The 16616-nt window shown below is 69.9% G+C and carries 16 protein-coding genes and 1 pseudogene; 5 read left to right on the top strand and 12 right to left on the bottom strand.

The genetic code is table 11. From position 1 onward, the window contains the following. The first annotated feature begins 50 nt into the window (after positions 1-50). Positions 51-680, top strand: a complete 630-nt coding sequence (gene nudE / locus HIR79_RS15550; RefSeq protein WP_249322187.1) for an ADP compounds hydrolase NudE — start codon at positions 51-53, stop codon at positions 678-680. 86 nt (positions 681-766) lie between these two features. Here nudE and ilvD read toward each other — a convergent pair whose 3' ends face one another. Next, entirely contained in the window at positions 767-2611 is a 1845-nt protein-coding gene (ilvD, locus tag HIR79_RS15555) for a dihydroxy-acid dehydratase (RefSeq protein ID WP_169959020.1), read from the bottom strand. A gap of 166 nt (positions 2612-2777) precedes the next feature. Between ilvD and mntA the strand changes: the two genes are divergently transcribed. Further along, positions 2778-3221, top strand: coding sequence for a type VII toxin-antitoxin system MntA family adenylyltransferase antitoxin (mntA, locus tag HIR79_RS15560; protein ID WP_169959021.1), 444 nt, complete (start codon positions 2778-2780; stop codon positions 3219-3221). Continuing rightward, positions 3214-3642, top strand: a complete 429-nt coding sequence (hepT, locus tag HIR79_RS15565; protein ID WP_169959022.1) for a type VII toxin-antitoxin system HepT family RNase toxin — start codon at positions 3214-3216, stop codon at positions 3640-3642. The genes mntA and hepT overlap by 8 nt, the downstream gene beginning before the upstream one ends. A gap of 14 nt (positions 3643-3656) precedes the next feature. Here hepT and lon read toward each other — a convergent pair whose 3' ends face one another. The 10 genes and pseudogenes from lon to HIR79_RS15615 form a co-directional block, all read right to left on the bottom strand. After that, complete coding sequence (gene lon / locus HIR79_RS15570; RefSeq protein ID WP_169959023.1) at positions 3657-6116, bottom strand: endopeptidase La; 2460 nt, start codon at positions 6114-6116, stop codon at positions 3657-3659. Positions 6117-6215: 99 nt separating this feature from the next. Continuing rightward, the gene (locus tag HIR79_RS15575; RefSeq protein WP_169959024.1) at positions 6216-7451 is read right to left on the bottom strand and encodes a DUF945 family protein; all 1236 of its coding nucleotides are present in this window, start codon (positions 7449-7451) and stop codon (positions 6216-6218) included. Positions 7452-7506: 55 nt separating this feature from the next. Then, the gene (locus HIR79_RS15580) at positions 7507-7980 is read right to left on the bottom strand and encodes a phosphatidylglycerophosphatase A family protein (protein WP_169959025.1); all 474 of its coding nucleotides are present in this window, start codon (positions 7978-7980) and stop codon (positions 7507-7509) included. Next, positions 7977-8967: pseudogene (thiL, locus tag HIR79_RS15585) on the bottom strand (thiamine-phosphate kinase). Before thiL ends, HIR79_RS15580 begins: the two are co-directional and overlap by 4 nt. A 13-nt stretch (positions 8968-8980) precedes the next feature. Continuing rightward, on the bottom strand, positions 8981-9484 hold the full coding sequence (gene nusB / locus HIR79_RS15590) for a transcription antitermination factor NusB (protein WP_110069208.1): 504 nt from the start codon (positions 9482-9484) through the stop codon (positions 8981-8983). After that, entirely contained in the window at positions 9481-9975 is a 495-nt protein-coding gene (gene ribH / locus HIR79_RS15595; RefSeq protein WP_110069207.1) for a 6,7-dimethyl-8-ribityllumazine synthase, read from the bottom strand. Before ribH ends, nusB begins: the two co-directional genes overlap by 4 nt. 72 nt (positions 9976-10047) lie before the next feature. Continuing rightward, entirely contained in the window at positions 10048-11235 is a 1188-nt protein-coding gene (gene ribBA / locus HIR79_RS15600) for a bifunctional 3,4-dihydroxy-2-butanone-4-phosphate synthase/GTP cyclohydrolase II (protein ID WP_169959026.1), read from the bottom strand. Between the two features lie 113 nt (positions 11236-11348). Next, on the bottom strand, positions 11349-12494 hold the full coding sequence (gene ribD / locus HIR79_RS15605) for a bifunctional diaminohydroxyphosphoribosylaminopyrimidine deaminase/5-amino-6-(5-phosphoribosylamino)uracil reductase RibD (protein ID WP_169959027.1): 1146 nt from the start codon (positions 12492-12494) through the stop codon (positions 11349-11351). 28 nt (positions 12495-12522) lie between these two features. Continuing rightward, positions 12523-13005: a transcriptional regulator NrdR gene (gene nrdR / locus HIR79_RS15610; RefSeq protein WP_119021788.1), complete on the bottom strand. Its 483-nt coding sequence runs from the start codon at positions 13003-13005 to the stop codon at positions 12523-12525. Between the two features lie 76 nt (positions 13006-13081). Then, positions 13082-13600 carry a copper chaperone PCu(A)C gene (locus HIR79_RS15615; RefSeq protein WP_169959028.1) on the bottom strand — a complete coding sequence of 173 codons (519 nt, stop codon included), beginning with the start codon at positions 13598-13600 and terminating at the stop codon, positions 13082-13084. Positions 13601-13802: 202 nt separating this feature from the next. Here HIR79_RS15615 and HIR79_RS15620 point away from each other — a divergent pair, with 202 nt between their 5' ends. Both HIR79_RS15620 and dsbG read left to right on the top strand, forming a co-directional pair. Next, positions 13803-14624, top strand: coding sequence for a TlpA disulfide reductase family protein (locus HIR79_RS15620; RefSeq protein WP_169959029.1), 822 nt, complete (start codon positions 13803-13805; stop codon positions 14622-14624). Between the two features lie 51 nt (positions 14625-14675). Continuing rightward, entirely contained in the window at positions 14676-15437 is a 762-nt protein-coding gene (dsbG, locus tag HIR79_RS15625; RefSeq protein ID WP_169959030.1) for a thiol:disulfide interchange protein DsbG, read from the top strand. 126 nt (positions 15438-15563) lie between these two features. Here dsbG and HIR79_RS15630 read toward each other — a convergent pair whose 3' ends face one another. Beyond that, positions 15564-16607 carry a c-type cytochrome gene (locus HIR79_RS15630; RefSeq protein WP_249322188.1) on the bottom strand — a complete coding sequence of 348 codons (1044 nt, stop codon included), beginning with the start codon at positions 16605-16607 and terminating at the stop codon, positions 15564-15566. Between the last annotated feature and the right edge of the window lie 9 nt (positions 16608-16616).

The raw sequence follows: 16616 nt of genomic DNA on the forward strand, positions 1-16616 counted from the left end.
AAGGGGTGGTATTGTATCAGGCGCTCTCCCCTCCCAGAAATGGAGCCTCCATGTCCAACGCCCCCGAGTCCCAAGCGCCCAAGCCCCAGGCCCCGAGGTCCGAGGCCCAGTGGCCCCGGAAGCCCGAGGTGCTGGCCCGCCGGTCGGTGGCCACAAGCCGCCTGTTTCACGTCGAATCCCTGGACCTACGCTTCTCCAACGGCGAGGAGCGCACCTTCGAGCGGCTGACCGGCAGCGACAGCGGCGCGGTGATGATCGTCGCCATGCCCGACCCGGACCACGTGCTGCTGATCCGCGAGTATGCGGCGGGCTTCGAGGACTACGTGCTGACCCTGCCCAAGGGGCTCGTCGACCCGGGCGAGGACATCGTCACCGCGGCCAACCGCGAGCTGATGGAGGAGTGCGGCTTCGGCGCCCGCAGCATCGAACCGCTGGTGGAGCTGTCGCTGGCCCCCAACTACATGCGCCACCGCATGCAGGTGCTGCTGGCCACCGACCTCTATCCCAAGCGCCTGCCAGGCGACGAGCCGGAGCCGCTGATCGTCGAGACCCATGCCCTCGAGGAGCTGCCCGCGCTGCTCGCCCGGGAGGACTTCCACGAGGCACGCGCCATCGCCGCGCTGTTCATCGCCCGCGACCGCCTACGCGGCGATCGCGACGGCGGCCCCAGGCTCTGGTAGCACCCGGCCCTGCCTGAGGCACTGCTCTGCCAAAACCACTGCCCCGGCGCCTGGCCGGGGCAGCAGAGTCGCTCGGGCGCGCCGGGTCAGTCGAGCTTGGAGAGGTCGCGCACCGCGCCCTTGTCGGCGGAGGTGGCGAGCATGGCGTAGGCCTTGAGCGCCGCCGAGACCTTGCGGTCGCGCTGGATGCTGGGCTTCCAGGCGGCAGCGCCCTTGGCCTCCTCGGCCTCGCGGCGGGCGGCCAGCTCGGCATCGGTCAGCTTGACGTTGATCGCCCGGTTGGGGATGTCGATCTGGATGATGTCGCCGCTCTCGATCAGGCCGATGGCGCCGCCAGCGGCGGCCTCCGGGGAGACATGGCCGATGGAGAGCCCGGAGCTGCCGCCGGAGAAGCGCCCGTCGGTCATCAGCGCACACACCTTCCCGAGCCCCTTGGACTTGAGATAGCTGGTCGGGTAGAGCATCTCCTGCATGCCGGGGCCACCGCGCGGGCCCTCATAGCGCACCACCACCACCTCGCCGGGCTTCACCAGCCCGCCGAGCACGTGCTCCACCGCCTGGTCCTGGGACTCCACCACGTGGGCCGGCCCCTCGAAGACCAGGATCGACTCGTCGACCCCGGCGGTCTTCACCACGCAGCCGTCCAGGGCGATGTTGCCGAACAGCACGGCGAGCCCCCCCTCGCGGGAGAAGGCGTGCTCGAGGTCGCGGATACAGCCGTTGGCGCGGTCGCCGTCGAGGCTCGGCCAGCGCGCGGCCTGGGAGAAGGCGGTCTGGGTGGGGATGCCGCCGGGGCCGGCCTTGTAGAACTCCACCACCTCGGCGCTCGGGTTGCGCATGATGTCCCACTCGTCCAGGGCGTCCTTCAGGGTATCGCCGTAGACGGTGGGCACGCGGGTATCCAGGACGCCTGCGCGGTCGAGCTCGCCGAGGATCGCCATGATGCCGCCGGCGCGGTGGCAGTCCTCGATGTGGTACTGCTGGGTGTTGGGCGCCAGCTTGCAGAGCTGGGGGACCTCGCGTGAGAGCCGGTCAATGTCGGCCATGGTGAAGTCCACCTCGGCCTCCTGGGCGGCGGCCAGCAGGTGCAGGATGGTGTTGGTGGAGCCGCCCATGGCGATATCCAGGGTCATGGCGTTGCGGAAGGCCGCCCTGGAGCCGATGGCGCGGGGCAGCAGGTGCGCCTCATCACCCTCGTAGACGCGCTTGGCCAGTTCGACGATGCGGCTGCCCGCCTCCTCGAAGAGCCGGCGGCGGTCGGCGTGGGTGGCAAGCACGGTGCCGTTGCCGGGCAGCGCCAGGCCCAGCGCCTCCATCAGGCAGTTCATGGAGTTGGCGGTGAACATGCCGGAGCAGCTGCCGCAGGTGGGGCAGGCGCTGCGCTCGATCTCCTCGATCTCCTCGTCGCTGTACTTGTCGTCGGCGGCGTAGATCATGGCATCGATCAGATCGATGTTGTGGTCGAGCAGCTTGGTCTTGCCCGCCTCCATGGGACCACCGGAGACGAAGATCACCGGGATGTTCAGGCGCATGGCGGCGTTGAGCATTCCGGGGGTGATCTTGTCGCAGTTGGAGATGCACACCAGGGCGTCGGCGCAGTGGGCGTTGACCATGTACTCGACGCTGTCGGCGATCAGGTCGCGGCTCGGCAGCGAATAGAGCATGCCGTCATGGCCCATGGCGATGCCGTCGTCCACGGCGATGGTGTTGAACTCCTTGGCCACCCCGCCGGCCTTCTCGATCTCGCGGGCCACCAGCTGCCCCATGTCCTTCAGGTGCACGTGGCCGGGCACGAACTGGGTGAAGGAGTTGGCCACGGCGATGATGGGCTTGTGGAAGTCCTCGTCCTTCATGCCGGTGGCGCGCCAGAGGGCGCGGGCGCCGGCCATGTTGCGGCCGGCGGTGGTGGTGCGGGAACGATACTCGGGCATGGTGTCCTCTATCTCTTTACGGCCGCCCTGTGCCGGGCGGCTCCAGTGTCCAGGTCGGTGTCGATTCTGGCATGCGCCCGCCCGTCAGGCCAGGCCCGGAGCTGCACGTCTTGCACCTGGCACCGGCAGGCGGGAAGATGAAACACCCCTCGACGGAAAGGCGGCCATGTCATCCACTGTTGTCCACAAGGATGCTCCCGGTGACTCGAGCATCCCCCAGAGCGAAACGCTGACGGCCATCATCTCCCTGGCACGCCGTCGCGATGACCTGGCGGCAGTGTGGCTGTACGGCTCCAGGGCGCGCGGGGACCACCACCCCGAAAGCGACTTCGATCTGGCCGTGGCCTTCACCGGCTGGATCGCTGATCCGCTGGAGAGGCGCCTTCGCCCCGAGCTGCTGGCTCAAGAATGGCAGCGTGAGCTGGGGTTGGGCGAGGAACAGTTGAGCGTGGTGGACCTGGCCATTGCCCCGATTCCGCTGGGCTGGAGCATTCTCAGCCAGGGAGTGCTGCTGGTTGACCTCGACTGGGACACTCGGATACGCCAGGAATCCCGTATCCTCTCGCGCTGGGAGATCGACTACCTTCACCCGGAGGGAATCCATGCCTGACGGCCAGCAGAGCGCCTACCTCAAAGCCCAGCGGCAACATCTCGAAGAGTGCGAGCAGGACCTTGCCGAGCTCGGCACCCTGCTGGAACAGCGCCCCTGGAGCCGGATCGAGCGCCACGCTGCCGAACGCTCACTGCAGCTCCTGATCGAGGCCTGCATCGGGCTGGCCAAGCACTGGGCACGCGAAGAGACCGGGATGGCATGCCGAGATGCCATCACCGGTTTCGAGCGACTCCAGGATGCCGGCAGGATCGAAAGTGATATCCCCTGGCGCAAGATCATCGGCCTACGCAACGTACTGGTTCACGACTACCTGGATGTCGACCCGGACATCGTGAAGAGCGTGATCGCCGACCGGCACTACCGCACCATCATCGACTTCGGCCATCAGGCCCTGGCCGCCCTGGACCGGGTTGGCTAGGGCCAGCGACGCCACTACCCGAACACCACCCGGGCCACGTCCCTGTAGCGTTTGGCGAAGTGCACCGTCATGCCCTCCTTGAGGTGGTCGGGCAGCTCCTCATAGTCGCGGCGGTTGGCGTCGGGCAGGATCACCTCGAAGATGCCGCTGCGCCGGGCGGCGATCACCTTCTCGCGGATGCCGCCCACCGGCAGCACCTGGCCGGTGAGGGTCAGCTCGCCGGTCATCGCCAGGGGGCGGTCGATGGCGTGGTGCTTCGCCAGGGAGAGCAGCGCCGTGGTCATGGTGACCCCCGCCGAGGGGCCGTCCTTGGGCGTGGCGCCCTCCGGCACATGCAGGTGCACGAAGGCGGAGTCGAAGAAGTCGGCGTCGGCGCCATATTCGGCCAGGTGGCCCAGCACGTAGCTGTAGGCGATGTTGGCCGACTCCTGCATCACCTCGCCGAGCTTGCCAGTGAGCTTGAAGCCGCGGGTCAGCGAGTGCACCTTGCCCGCCTCGATGGGCAGGGTGGCACCGCCCATGGCGGTCCAGGCCAGGCCCGTGACCACCCCTTCTCCCTTGAGCACCTGCTCCTTGCGGAACAGCGGGGCCCCCAGGAAGGTCTCGAGGTTCTTCACCGAGACCTTCACCGACGCCTGGTCGCCCTCCAGCAGCTGCACCGCCGCCTTGCGCACGATGCGATGGAGCTGCTTCTCGAGCTGGCGCACCCCGGCCTCCCGGGCGTAGCCCTCGACCACCTGGCGCAGCGCCGCCTCGGTCAGGTTGATGCGCTTCTTCGGGATATTGGCGCGCTTGAGCAGTCTCGGCCACAGGTGGTTGCGGGCAATGGCCAGCTTCTCCTCGGCGATGTAGCCGGAGAGGCGGATCTGCTCCATGCGGTCGAACAGCGGCCCGGGGATCGAATCCAGGGTGTTGGCGGTGCACACGAAGAGCACCTTGGAGAGGTCCAGGCGTACGTCCAGGTAGTGGTCGAGGAAGTCGACATTCTGCTCCGGGTCGAGCACCTCGAGCAGCGCCGAGGCGGGGTCGCCCTGGAAGGACTGCCCCATCTTGTCGATCTCGTCGAGCATGATCACCGGGTTCTCGACCTCGACCTCCTTGAGGGCCTGCACCAGCTTGCCGGGCATGGCGCCGATGTAGGTGCGCCGATGGCCCTTGATCTCCGCCTCGTCGCGCATGCCGCCCACCGAGAAGCGGTAGAACTCGCGCCCCAGCGCCTCGGCGATGGAGCGGCCGATGGAGGTCTTGCCCACCCCGGGCGGGCCCACCAGCAGCAGGATGGAGCCGCCCACGTCGCCCTTGAAGGTGCCCTCGGCCAGGAACTCGATGATGCGCTCCTTGACGTCGCCCAGGCCGTCGTGGTCCCGGTCGAGCACCTGCCGGGCGTGGGCCAGGTCGAGCTGGTCCTGGCTGTGGACGCCCCAAGGCATGCTGGTCAGCCAGTCCAGGTAATTGCGGGTGGTGCCGTACTCCGGCGAGCCGGTCTCCAGCACGGCGAGCTTGTCTAGCTCCTCCTCGATGCGGGTCAGCACCTTGGGCGGCACGACGAGGCTCTCCAGGCGGTCGCGGAAGGTGTCGACGTCGTTCTCGCGGTCGTCCTTGGAGATGCCCAGCTCGCGCTGGATCACCTTGAGCTGCTCGCGCAGGAAGAACTCCCGCTGGCGCTCCTGCATCTGGGCGTTGACCTGGTCGCTGATCTCGCTCTGCAGCTGGGCGACCTCGATCTCCTTGCGCAGCAGCGGCAGCACCTTCTGCATGCGCGCGAGCACCGGCAGGGTGGCCAGCACGTCCTGCAGCTCGCGCCCCTTGGCCGAGGTGATGGCCGCGGCGAAGTCGGTGAGGGGGCCCGGCTCGTGGGGGCTGAAGCGGTTGAGGTAGTGCTTGAGCTCCTCGCCGTAGAGCGGGTTGATCGGCAGCAGCTCCTTGATGCCGTTGATCAGCGCCATGGCATAGGCGCGGGCCTCGTCGGCCTCGGCATCCACCGGCTCCCGGGGGTAGCTCACCTCCACCAGATAGGGGGGCTCCCGAGAGATCCAGCGCTGGATGCGAAAGCGCTGCAGGCCCTGGGCGATGAACTGCAGCTGTCCCTCTTCGCCCTGCAGCTTGTGCACCTTGACCGCGGTGCCGATCTCCGGGAAGTCGTCATGGGCAAGCCCCTCCACGGCGGCCTCGCCGACGAAGGCCAGGCCCACGGTGTGGTGGGGCGTCTTGGCGACCCGCTGCATGGTCTCGTCCCAGCGCTCGCGGTTGATCACCAGCGGCTGCACCTGAGCAGGAAAGAAGGGACGATTGTGGATCGGCAGCAGGTAGATGCGTTCGGGAAGGGAGTCACGGGCCGGCACCACGGCACGCCGGCTCTCGCCAGGCAGGTCGTCGAGGTCGAACTCCTCGTCCTCGTCGTGGGCCGCGTCGTGTGCATCGTGCAGCCACTCCGGTGCCTCCGGGTCGTGGTGGCGGTCCTGGTCGTCACTCATGGTTATCGTCCTGATCCGATGATGGCGGATGCCGTTGGCTCAGGAATGCGGGCGACGGGCGGCAACTTCAAGTCGCGGGGGGGGCGACTCAGCCCCATTTCACCGCCAGAGCGGTGGCATCGGCCGCCCATTGACCCTCACCCGGCCGCGGATCACGTCGAGCTCCAGGTCTCGGGTCCCCAGCGGCAGACCCAACCACAGGGCCACCACCGCGGGCACCTCGCGCCAGATGCCATCGCCGTCGATACGGGTCAGCCAGCGCGCCCGCTCCTCTTCGTCATCGAGCCGCGCCAGGCTCAACTCGTCGAGGCGGCGCGGGTCGAAGAACAGCGACCCGTCGCCGCGGGCGGCGAGCCCCAGCATGGGGCTCTCCAGGTCGACCTCGGTGAGGTCCAGACGCGGGGAGTCGACCAGGGTCGCCCGCAGCTCCGGCTCCAGGCGGGCAATCAGCTCCCGCGGGGCGAGCTCGCGGGCCTTGGCCGCCTCCCGGCGCAGCCCGGCCAGCGCCTCGCGCACCCCGTCGGCGTTGATCCGCGACAGCTCCATGGCCACCCGCCCGGTCAGCAGCACCTGCTCCGCCGCCAGCACCTCGGCCAGGGTCAGCTCGCTGTCGATGCGCAGCTCGCTGTCATCGAGCTGCATGCGGCTGCGGTAGACGAGCTCACTGGCCTCCAGCGCCAGGCCCGGCTGCTGCCAGGCGAGCTGATCGATGCGCAGCAGGTCACGCTGGGTGAAGTGATGGGCGCCGGCGGTGTAGGCGTAATGGCTCTCCAGGGAGACCGGCCCGGACTCCAGGGTGGCCACCCCGTCGGTCAGCCGCCAGGGCTGCAGCCTGGCGCGCAGGCGCCAGTCGCCCTGCTGGCCACCGAAGCTGAGCTGGCCACCGCGGAAGTCGAGCTCGCGGGGCCCCTGGCTGATCAGGAAGGGGGCGAGCTGGATGATGCCCTCCAGGGTGCCACCCAGGGTCTGGTAGCGGGCATGCCAGCTCGGCGGGCTGGAGGGCAGCCAGTCGCCGAACAGATGCAGCTGGCGCGGGCCGATGGCGGGATGGAAGCCCCCCTCGATGCGGGTGCTGAAGACCCCGTGGCGCGCCGAGTAGGTGAGTTCGAGACGCCAGCCATCGCCCAGCACGGGGGAGAGGTGCACCACCCCCGAGGAGCCCAGCCAGCCGCGCTCCACCTCGCTGCGCTCCGTCACCAGCTCGCCGCGGGCCTCGAGATCCGCCAGGGCGCGAACCAGCTCCCGCTCGAAGAGCAGCGAGGCGAGGTACTGGGCCACCGCCCAGACCACGGCCAGCGCCACCACCACCGGGACGATCAGTCGTTCCTTGCGCATAGCGCCCCCTTCCCTGCTCGGCCACGCCCGGACGGGCGAGCCGCGACTCGACCCTTCAGTGTAGCCAGAACCAGATATGCATGACGCTCCAGGCGTATATGCCCGCCATCACGTCGTCGATCATGATGCCGAAGCCCCCCGCCACCCGGCGGTCCGCCCAGCGGATCGGCCAGGGCTTGATGACATCGAAGATGCGGAAGAGCACGAACCCCCACAGCGCCGCCTCCCAGGAGAAGGGCACCGCCGCCATGGTGATCCAGTAGCCGACGAACTCGTCCCAGACGATGCCGGAGTGATCGTGGACGCCGAGGTCGCGGGAGGTCTTCTCGCAGAGCCACACCCCCCACACGAAGGCCGCCATCACCACCGCCAGGTACCAGCCCAGGGGCAGTTCGGAGAGCAGCCAGTAGAAGGGAATGGCGGCCAGGGTGCCGAAGGTGCCTGGGGCCCAGGGCGATGCCCCGCTGCCCAGGCCAAAGGCCAGGAAGTGGGTAGGTCGGTGCCAGATGCTGGGGGGCGCTCGGTTCATGTCGCCCCTCCTGCGTGCTCGTCGCCTTCCGCCTGGAAGTGCTGCCAGCCGCTGCGGCCGGGCATGGCCACGCCGCGCAGGCCGGGCTCGGCCTCGAGGCGGCCGATCACGGTGAGCGGCAGTCCCAGGGCGGCGAGGCGGGCGCTGGCCGCCTCAAACCGCTCGGCGGGCAGACTCAGCAGCAGTTCGTAGTCGTCACCGCCGGCAAGCGCCGCCTGACGGGCGCCCTCCTCGCCCAGCGCCTCGGCCAGCCCTTCGGCCAGGGGCAGCGCCGCGGGGTCCAGGGTGGCACCCACGCCGGAGCGCTCGAGGAGATGGCCCAGGTCGGCCAGCAGGCCATCGGAAATATCGATGGCCGCCGTGGCCAGTCCCCGCAGCGCCTCGCCGGCGGCGAGACGCGGCTGGGGACGCAGATAGCGGAGCAGCAGCGGGTGGGACGGGTCGCGCTCGCCGCGCTGCCAGAGCGCCAGGCCGCCGGCGCCCCCCCCCCAGCGTGCCGGTCACCGCGACCAGGTCGCCCGGGCGGCCGCCGTGGCGGGTCAGCGCCGCCCCGTGCGCCACCTCCCCCATCACCGTCACGCCGATGGTGGTGGCGCCGCGGGTCACGTCGCCGCCCACCAGGGCCGCGCCGCTGGCCTCGGCGAGGTCGCGGAAGCCCCGCGAGAAGCCCTCCAGCCAGGCCTCGTCGGCCTCTTCCAGGGTCAGCGCCATCAGGCACCAGCGGGCACGGGCACCCATGGCCGCCAGGTCGCTGAGGCTGACCGCCAGGGCACGATGACCGACCGCGTCGGCGGGGGCGTCCTCGGGGTAGTGGACGCCGGCCACCGAGGTGTCGACGCTCACCGCCAGCTGCTGCCCCGCCGAGGGGAGCAGCAGCGTGCAGTCATCACCCACCCCCAGCGCCACGCCGGCATCAGGGCCGGGCGGCGACGGGGTGAAGTAGCGGGCGATCAACCCGAATTCACTTTGCTGACTTTGACTGACCATGGGGACATCCCCTTCAGCGGCGGCGGGCGGCCACCTCGGCGGAGCGCAGACGCCCGGCGAGCTTGTCGAGGATGCCGTTGACGTACTTGTGGCCATCGGTGGCGCCGAAGGACTTGGCCAGCTCCACGCCCTCGTTGATCACCACCCGGTAGGGCACATCGAGGCGCCGGGAGAGCTCATAGGCCCCCAGGCGCAGGATGGAGAGCTCGATGAGGTCGAGCTCCTCGAGCTTGCGGTCAAGCAGCGGCGCGATGGACGCGTCGAGGTCGGCCTTGAAGCGCGCCACGTTGTGCAGCAGCTCATGGAAGAGCGCCAGGTCGGCGATCTCCATGACCTTGAGCCAGTTCTCGTGGTCCTCGAGGTCGTCGTCGGCACGCTGGCTGCGAAACTCGGCCTCCACCGCGGAGATCGACTTGCCGGTCATCTGCCACTGGTAGAGGCCCTGAACGGCCAGCTCCCGCGCGGCACGCCGAGAGAGCTGCGCCTTGGAGGGACCGCGAGCGCGCTCGCGACTCATGCCTCTTCCTCCTCGTCGTCGCCGAAGCAGCGCAGCAGCGAGACCATCTCCATGGCCGCCATGGCCGCCTCGGCGCCCTTGTTGCCGGCCTTGGTGCCGGAGCGCTCGATGGCCTGCTCGATGGAGTTGACGGTGAGCACGCCATTGGCGATGGGGGTATCGAACTCGAGCTGCAGGCTGCTCAGGGCCGAGTTGCAGCCGCCGGCCACGTACTCGAAGTGGGGGGTGCCGCCGCGAATCACCGCGCCCAGCGCGATCACCGCATCGGGGCGGGCCACCTTGAGCACCTGTTTGACCGCCAGCGGCAGTTCCCAGGCGCCCGGCACGTGGACGATGTCGATGTTCTCGCCGGCCACGCCGTGGCGCACCAGGCTGTCCACGGCGCCTTCCACCAGGCTGTCCACCACGTGATGGTTGAAGCGCCCCACCACGATGACGTAGCGGCCGTCCACGTCGATGAAGCTGCCTTCCACTTGAGAAATGGGTTGCATGTCTGTCTTCCTGATGATGCTGGGGCGCGGCCCGGGGCCGCGCCCGCTGGATGGTCGGGATCGGGGTCGGCGTCAGTCGCCGCGGTTCTCGGCACGCTCGGCCTCGGCAGCGTCTGCCGCGGCGATGTCCTCGGGGCTAAGGCGCTCGACCACTTCCAGGTCGAAGCCGGAGAGCGCCGAGAACTTCCAGGGGGAGCTGAGCAGGCGCATCTTGCCGACGTTGAGATGGCGCAGGATCTGCGAGCCGGTGCCGATGGTCAGGTAGTTGCCAGCACCGTCGGAGGCGCTGTTGCGCGGCGCACGCCGGCGCTCCAGGAAGGTGTCCAGGTAGTCGCGCAGGTCCTGGCGGGGGCGGCCGTCGTCGAGCAGCACGAAGACCCCGCGCTCGCTGCGCGCCACCTCGGCGATGGCCCGCTGGGAGTTCCACAGGGCGCTGTCGCCCTTCTGCAGGGCGAGCAGGTCGCGCATGGCATCGGCCAGGTGCACGCGCACCGTGGTCGGGGTATCGGGGTTGGGGCGCCCCTTGACCAGCGCCAGGTGGTGGGCGCCCTGGATGCTGTCGCGGAAGACGTGCAGGGTCAGCTCGCCGTAGGCGGTCTGCACCGGCGTGGCCTCCACGTGCTCCACGGTCTGCTCGTTGTGGATGCGGTAGTGGATCAGGTCGGCGATGGTGCCCATCTTCAGGCCGTGCTCGGCGGCGAAGCGCTCGAGCTCCGGGCGACGCGCCATGCTGCCGTCGTCGTTCATGATCTCGCAGATCACGCCGCTGGGGTCGAGGCCAGCCAGGGCGGAGAGATCGCAGGCCGCCTCGGTGTGGCCGGCACGACGCAGCACGCCGCCGGGCTCGGCCATCAGCGGGAAGATATGCCCCGGCTGGACGATGTCCTCGGCCCGGGCGTCACGGGCCACCGCGGCCTGCACGGTGCGCGCGCGGTCGGCGGCGGAGATGCCGGTGGTCACGCCCTCGGCGGCCTCGATGGAGACGGTAAACTTGGTGGCGAAGCCCGAGCCGTTGTCGGTGACCATCAGCGGCAGCCTGAGGCGCTCGCAGCGCTCGCGGGTCATCGGCAGGCAGATCAGCCCACGGCCGAAGCGGGCCATGAAGTTGATGTGCTCGGCCTCCACCTTCTCGGCGGCCATGATGATATCGCCTTCGTTCTCGCGATCCTCATCGTCCATGAGGATCACCATCTTGCCCTGGCGGATGTCCTCGATCAGGTCCTCGATGGGGGCCAGCCCGCCGGCAGTTGAGTTCACCATGAGATCTCCAGAAATTCAGCTTGGCGGTGTTGGCTGACGGCGACGCTGGCGTCGTCCGCAGGCAGCACCCCGCCTCGAAACGGCGTCAGGTTACCGTGGCAAGCCCCTGCACGCTACTTTTCCGCTTTCGTGCGGCGCTCGGGCCGGGCGGTGATGCGCCAGTCGCGGCCCACGGCGCGAATATCGAGGATCTCGAGGCCGCGCTGCTGGGCCATGGTCTCGATGCCGGCGAGCTGGAACAGCGGGCGCGCCTCGCCGCCCAGCAGGGTGGGCGCCACGAAGAGCTGCATCTCGTCCACCAGGCCCGCGTCGAGCATGGCGCCGGCCAGGGTGGCGCCGGTCTCCAGCAGCACCTCGTTGGTCTGCTCCACATCGGCCAGGTAGCGCAGCAGGGCATGGAGGTCGACGCGGCCGGCGGCGTCCGCCGGCAGCGCCACCACCTCGGCGCCGGCGGCCTCGAGCCGTTCGCGCCGCTCCGGCTCATGCCCCTCCACCGTGGCCACCAGGGTGCGGCCGGGCTCGGTGAGGCAGGCCGCGGCCTCGGGCAGGCGCAGGCGGCTGTCCACCACCACCCGCAGCGGCTGGCGGCCGGCGATCAGCTCCACCCCGTCGAGCTCGGCCTGCTCGGGGCGCACGGTGAGCCGAGAGTTGTCGAAGATCACCGATTCCACCCCGGTCAGCACGGCGCTGGACCGGGCGCGCAGGCGCTGCACCTCGCGACGGGCCTGGGGCCCGGTGATCCACTGGGACTCGCCGGAGCGCATAGCGGTGCGGCCATCGAGGCTGGTCGCCATCTTGAGGCGCACGAAGGGGCGGCCGTGGTCCATGCGCATGATGAAGCCGGGATTGAGCGCCCGGGCCTGCTCCTCCAGCACGCCCACCTCCACCTCGATGCCCGCCTCGCGCAGCCGCGCGATGCCGCGCCCGGCCACTGCCGGGTTGGGGTCGGCCATGGCCACCACCACTCGCGCCACGCCGGCCTCGACCAGCGCCACCGCGCAGGGGCCGGTGCGCCCCTGGTGGGAGCAGGGCTCCAGGGTGACATAGGCAGTGGCGCCGCGGGCGGCCGCGCCGGCCTGGCGCAGGGCGTGGACCTCGGCGTGGGGCTCGCCGGCGCGGGCGTGGAAGCCCTCGCCCACCAGGCGCTCTCCCTTGACCAGCACGCAGCCCACGCGGGGGTTGGGGTCGGTGGTATAGAGGCCGCGGCGGGCCAGTTCCAGGGCCCGGGCCATCCAGGCTTCGGGGGGCGTTACGGCCATGGGATTCCTTGGGGTCGGGAAAGGACGCTTAGCCGCGCGGTTCGTCGGGGCCGAAGGTAGGCTCCTGGGCCAGGCGGTCGATCTCGGCGCGGAACTCGTCAATGTCCTGGAAGCGCCGGTAGACCGAGGCGAAGCGGATATAGGCGACCTGGTCGAGGCGCTTCAAGGCGAGCATCACCTGCTCGCCGATGTCGCGGGCGTGGATCTCCCGCTCGCCGCGGGCGCGCAGGGTCTGACGGATGCGCTGCACCGCCGCTTCGATGGACTCGGCGCTGACCGGCCGCTTCTCGAGGGCCCGCAGCATGCCGGCGCGCAGCTTCTGCTCGTCGAAGGATTCGCGGGAGCCGTCGCCCTTGATCACCCGGGGCATCACCAGCTCGGCGGTCTCGTAGGTGGTGAAGCGCTCGCCGCAGGCCACGCACTGGCGGCGGCGACGCACCTGGTCACCCTCGGCGACCAGCCGCGAGTCGGTGACCTTGGTGTCATGGGTACCGCAGAAGGGGCAGTGCATCGCAGGGTTCCGGGCTGGGGAGACGGGGACGTGGTCATATTGTAACGACTGCGGCCGCCCCCGCCCAGCGTGGCTCTCAGTGCCCGCCGTGGCCGCCGCCGTGGCCGCCACCGTGGCCGCCATCCTGCCCGTGCATGCCGCCGCCCATCACCTCGATGCGCCGCACCGGGGCGGTCAGCTCAAGGCTCTCGCCGCTGTCGAGCACCAGGGTGATCTCGACCTCGTCCCCCTCGTGGAGCGGCGCCACCAGGTCGATCAGCATCAGGTGCAGGCCGCCCGGGGCCAGCTCGGTGCTGGCCCCGGCGGACACGCCGATCTCGTCGACGCGGCGCATCTGCATGACGCCGTCCACGTCCACATGGTTATGCAGCTCGGTGGTCCCGGCGGCCGGCGAATGGGCCTCGACCACCGCCAGGTCGCCATCGCCGTGGTTGGTCAGCACCATGAAGGCCGCGGTGGTGGTGGAGACCGGCGGCACGGCACGCACCTGGGCGTTCTCGACCGCCAGGGACTGGGCCAGGACGGTCTGGCTGGCCAGCGCCAGGGCCAGGCCGGCAAGGGCGGTGCGCAGGAAAGGCAGGGCGGGATAGAGCATGGCAAGAGGTTCCTTGGGCGAGTGTGGCGAACAGGCGTATTCCGATATCCTACTGTCGAGCGGGCGACACGACCTTGCGACATAACGCCCCACGCCGCCGCCCCGGCTGCCAGGATAATACTCTGCTAATCCACGGCTGCCACTCTCGCCACGGGCTGTACAGTGCCCGACCCCCGACCCCCGACCCACAGGGAGCTTTCACATGCACGGACTGAACCAGAGCATCGCCATCGGCCCGCTGGGGCTCTCCATTGGCCAGCTGCTGCTGGTGCTGGCCTTCTCCATCGCCCTGCTGGCCGGCGCCCTGATCGGGCGGCGCCACCGCACCCCGACCGCCGACACCCTCTTCACCCTGCTGTTCGTGGCGCTGGTGGGCGCCCGCCTGGTGTTCGTGGCCCGCTACTGGGGCAGCTACGACGGCGCGCTGGCCATGCTGGATATCCGCGACGGCGGCTTCGACCCGCTGGGCGGCCTGGTCGCGGGCGTGGGCTATGCCCTCTGGCGGCTGTGGAAGGCGCCGCAGCAGCGCGCGGCGCTCTCCGGCGCCCTCGTGGCCGGCGCCTTCACCTGGGGACTCACCGCCGGCCCCCTGCTGCTGCTCGAGAGCCAGACTCGCCCCATGCCGGACACCCCGCTGGCGACCCTGGCAGGCGAGCCCATCGACTTGCCGACCCTGGCCGAGCGAGAGGCCCGGCCCATGGTAGTCAACCTCTGGGCCACCTGGTGCCCGCCCTGCCGGCGCGAGATGCCGGTCTTCGAGCAGGCCCAGCAGGAGGAGAGCGACATCACCTTCGTGTTCGTCAACCAGGGCGAGGATGAAAGCCTGGTGAACCGTTTCCTCGACCACGAGTCACTGACCCTGGAGAACGTGCTGCTGGATGCGCGCAACGCCCTGGGCGACGCCACCGGCGCCATGGCCATGCCGACCACCCTCTACTACGACGCCGAGGGTCGCCTGGTGGACACCCACTTCGGCGAGCTCTCCAGAGCGACCCTGCAGCGCGGGCTGGAGCGCCTGCGCTGAAGGCCACCACCGCCCATTTCCGTGTTCCCATCCATGAGAAAGGACCTCCCCATGCGACTGCCCTCTCCCCTGCTTCCCGTCGGCGCCCTGGCCATGGCCATGGCCGCGCCTGCCCTCGCCGATGACCACTGGCCGGCCCCGATCCAGGCGCTCAGCGCCCAGGGCCTGCAGATCCACGCCGAGTTCGAGGCCCCCGGCGGCCTGACGGGCTACGCGGCGAGCTACCCCGCTGGCGAAGTGGCCATCTACCTGACCCCGGACGGCGGGCACGCCATCGTCGGCACCCTGGTGGACGCCGAGGGCAACGACCTCTCCGATGCCGCCCTGGACGAACACGTGCGCGCCGCCCAGTTCGCCGAGGTATGGGAGCGCCTGGAGAAGAGCCACTGGATCCTGGACGGCGACGCCGACGCGCCGCGGGTGGTCTACACCTTCACCGACCCCAACTGCCCCTACTGCCGGCAGTTCTGGGAGGCCGCACGCCCCTGGGTCGAGGCCGGCGAGGTGCAGCTGCGCCATATCATGGTGGGCATCCTCGCCTCCAACAGCCCCGCCAAGGCGGCGAGCCTGCTGGGCGCCGAGGACCCCGCCGCGGCGCTGCACGCCCACAGCGACGGCGGCGAGGAGATCGTGCCCACCGCCCAGGCGCGCGAGATCGAGGAGCAGGTCTACGCCAACAACCAGCTCTTCGACGAGCTGGGCATGATCGCCACCCCTTCCACGCTGTTCCGCGACGGCGATCGGGTCGATCGCGTCCAGGGGCTGCCGAGCGACGAGCGGATGGTCGAGGCGATGGGCGGCGAGGCGCCCTGACGCCTCGACACCCGTCCATGGGAAGCAAGCGTTGAAGCGAAGAGCCCCGCCTGGCACGCCAGGCGGGGCTCTTCACTGGCTGGCCACCGCCTCGGCGGGGCAGCGCCGGGCGGGGCCAGGGTGGCCTCAGTCCTCGAGATCCTTGAAGCGCGGCTGGCCGATGTTCCACGGCTTCACATCCTCGCCCTTCTCGCCCCAGTTGGCGTGATCGGCAAGGATATTGCCGTCAGGGCCTTCCTGGCCGTAGAGAGAGGTGCGGTGGAAGCTGGGGCCGAAGCGCTCCAGGGTCTCGGCCACGTCGCCGGTGTAGCGCGGATCCTGCGGGCGCTCCTGGTTGCTCATGTAGTAGGCGATGTCCCAGGCCTCCTGGTCGGAGAGCGATAGCGGCTGGCCCAGCGGCATGTTGTTCTTGATGAACCCTGCCGCGGTGTGGACGCGCACGATGCCGGCCCCCCAGTTGTTGGAGCCGTCACCCCAGGGCGGCGGAAAGACATACTCGCCGTTCTGGTAATAGCCGGAGCCATCCTCGCTGTGACAGACGGCGCAGTTCTCCATGTAGAGCGCCTCGCCGTTCTCGTAGCTGAGCTCGTCGGGGCGATCCGGGTGCGGGAAACCGCGACCGTAGATCGGCTGGTCGGGGTACATGGGGGCACCCTTGGCCAGCCACTGGTGGTAGGCGGTCAGCGCCAGCATGTCGTCGCTGCCGTACTCGGGCGGCACGCCGTTCATGGAGTAGGCGAAGCAGCCGGCGATGCGCTCCTCCAGGTTGTTGACGTGGTCGTTCTTGCCGCGGTAGTTGGGCAGGGTGACCGCCGCCGCCCACACCGGCGCGCTGAACGGCTGGCGCCCCTCGCCCAGATGGCAGCTCGAGCAGTTCATGTCGTTGTAGACGTTCTGGCCGCGCAGCTGCTGGGTGTCGGTGAAGAGGTCGTAGCCGCGCCGGATGACCTTCTTGGTCTCCGGGTGCAGGTCGGAGGCCTCGAGGTCCGCCATGGTCGGCGGGACATGCACCAGCTCGCCCTCCTGGGGGGCCGGATAGCCCATCTCCACCAGGGTCTCGATGGCCGGGTGCAGGGTGTCGGCGCTGGCCGCCAGGCTGACGCCAGCCACCAGAGTGGCGCTGGCCATGGCCAGGGTGGTCCTGCCCAGGTGTGTCCTGAAGTGGTTCATGCTCTGCTC

Origin of the sequence: Halomonas sp. PGE1 (assembly GCF_013000985.1) — a bacterium.
Lineage (GTDB): Bacteria > Pseudomonadota > Gammaproteobacteria > Pseudomonadales > Halomonadaceae > Halomonas > Halomonas alkalicola.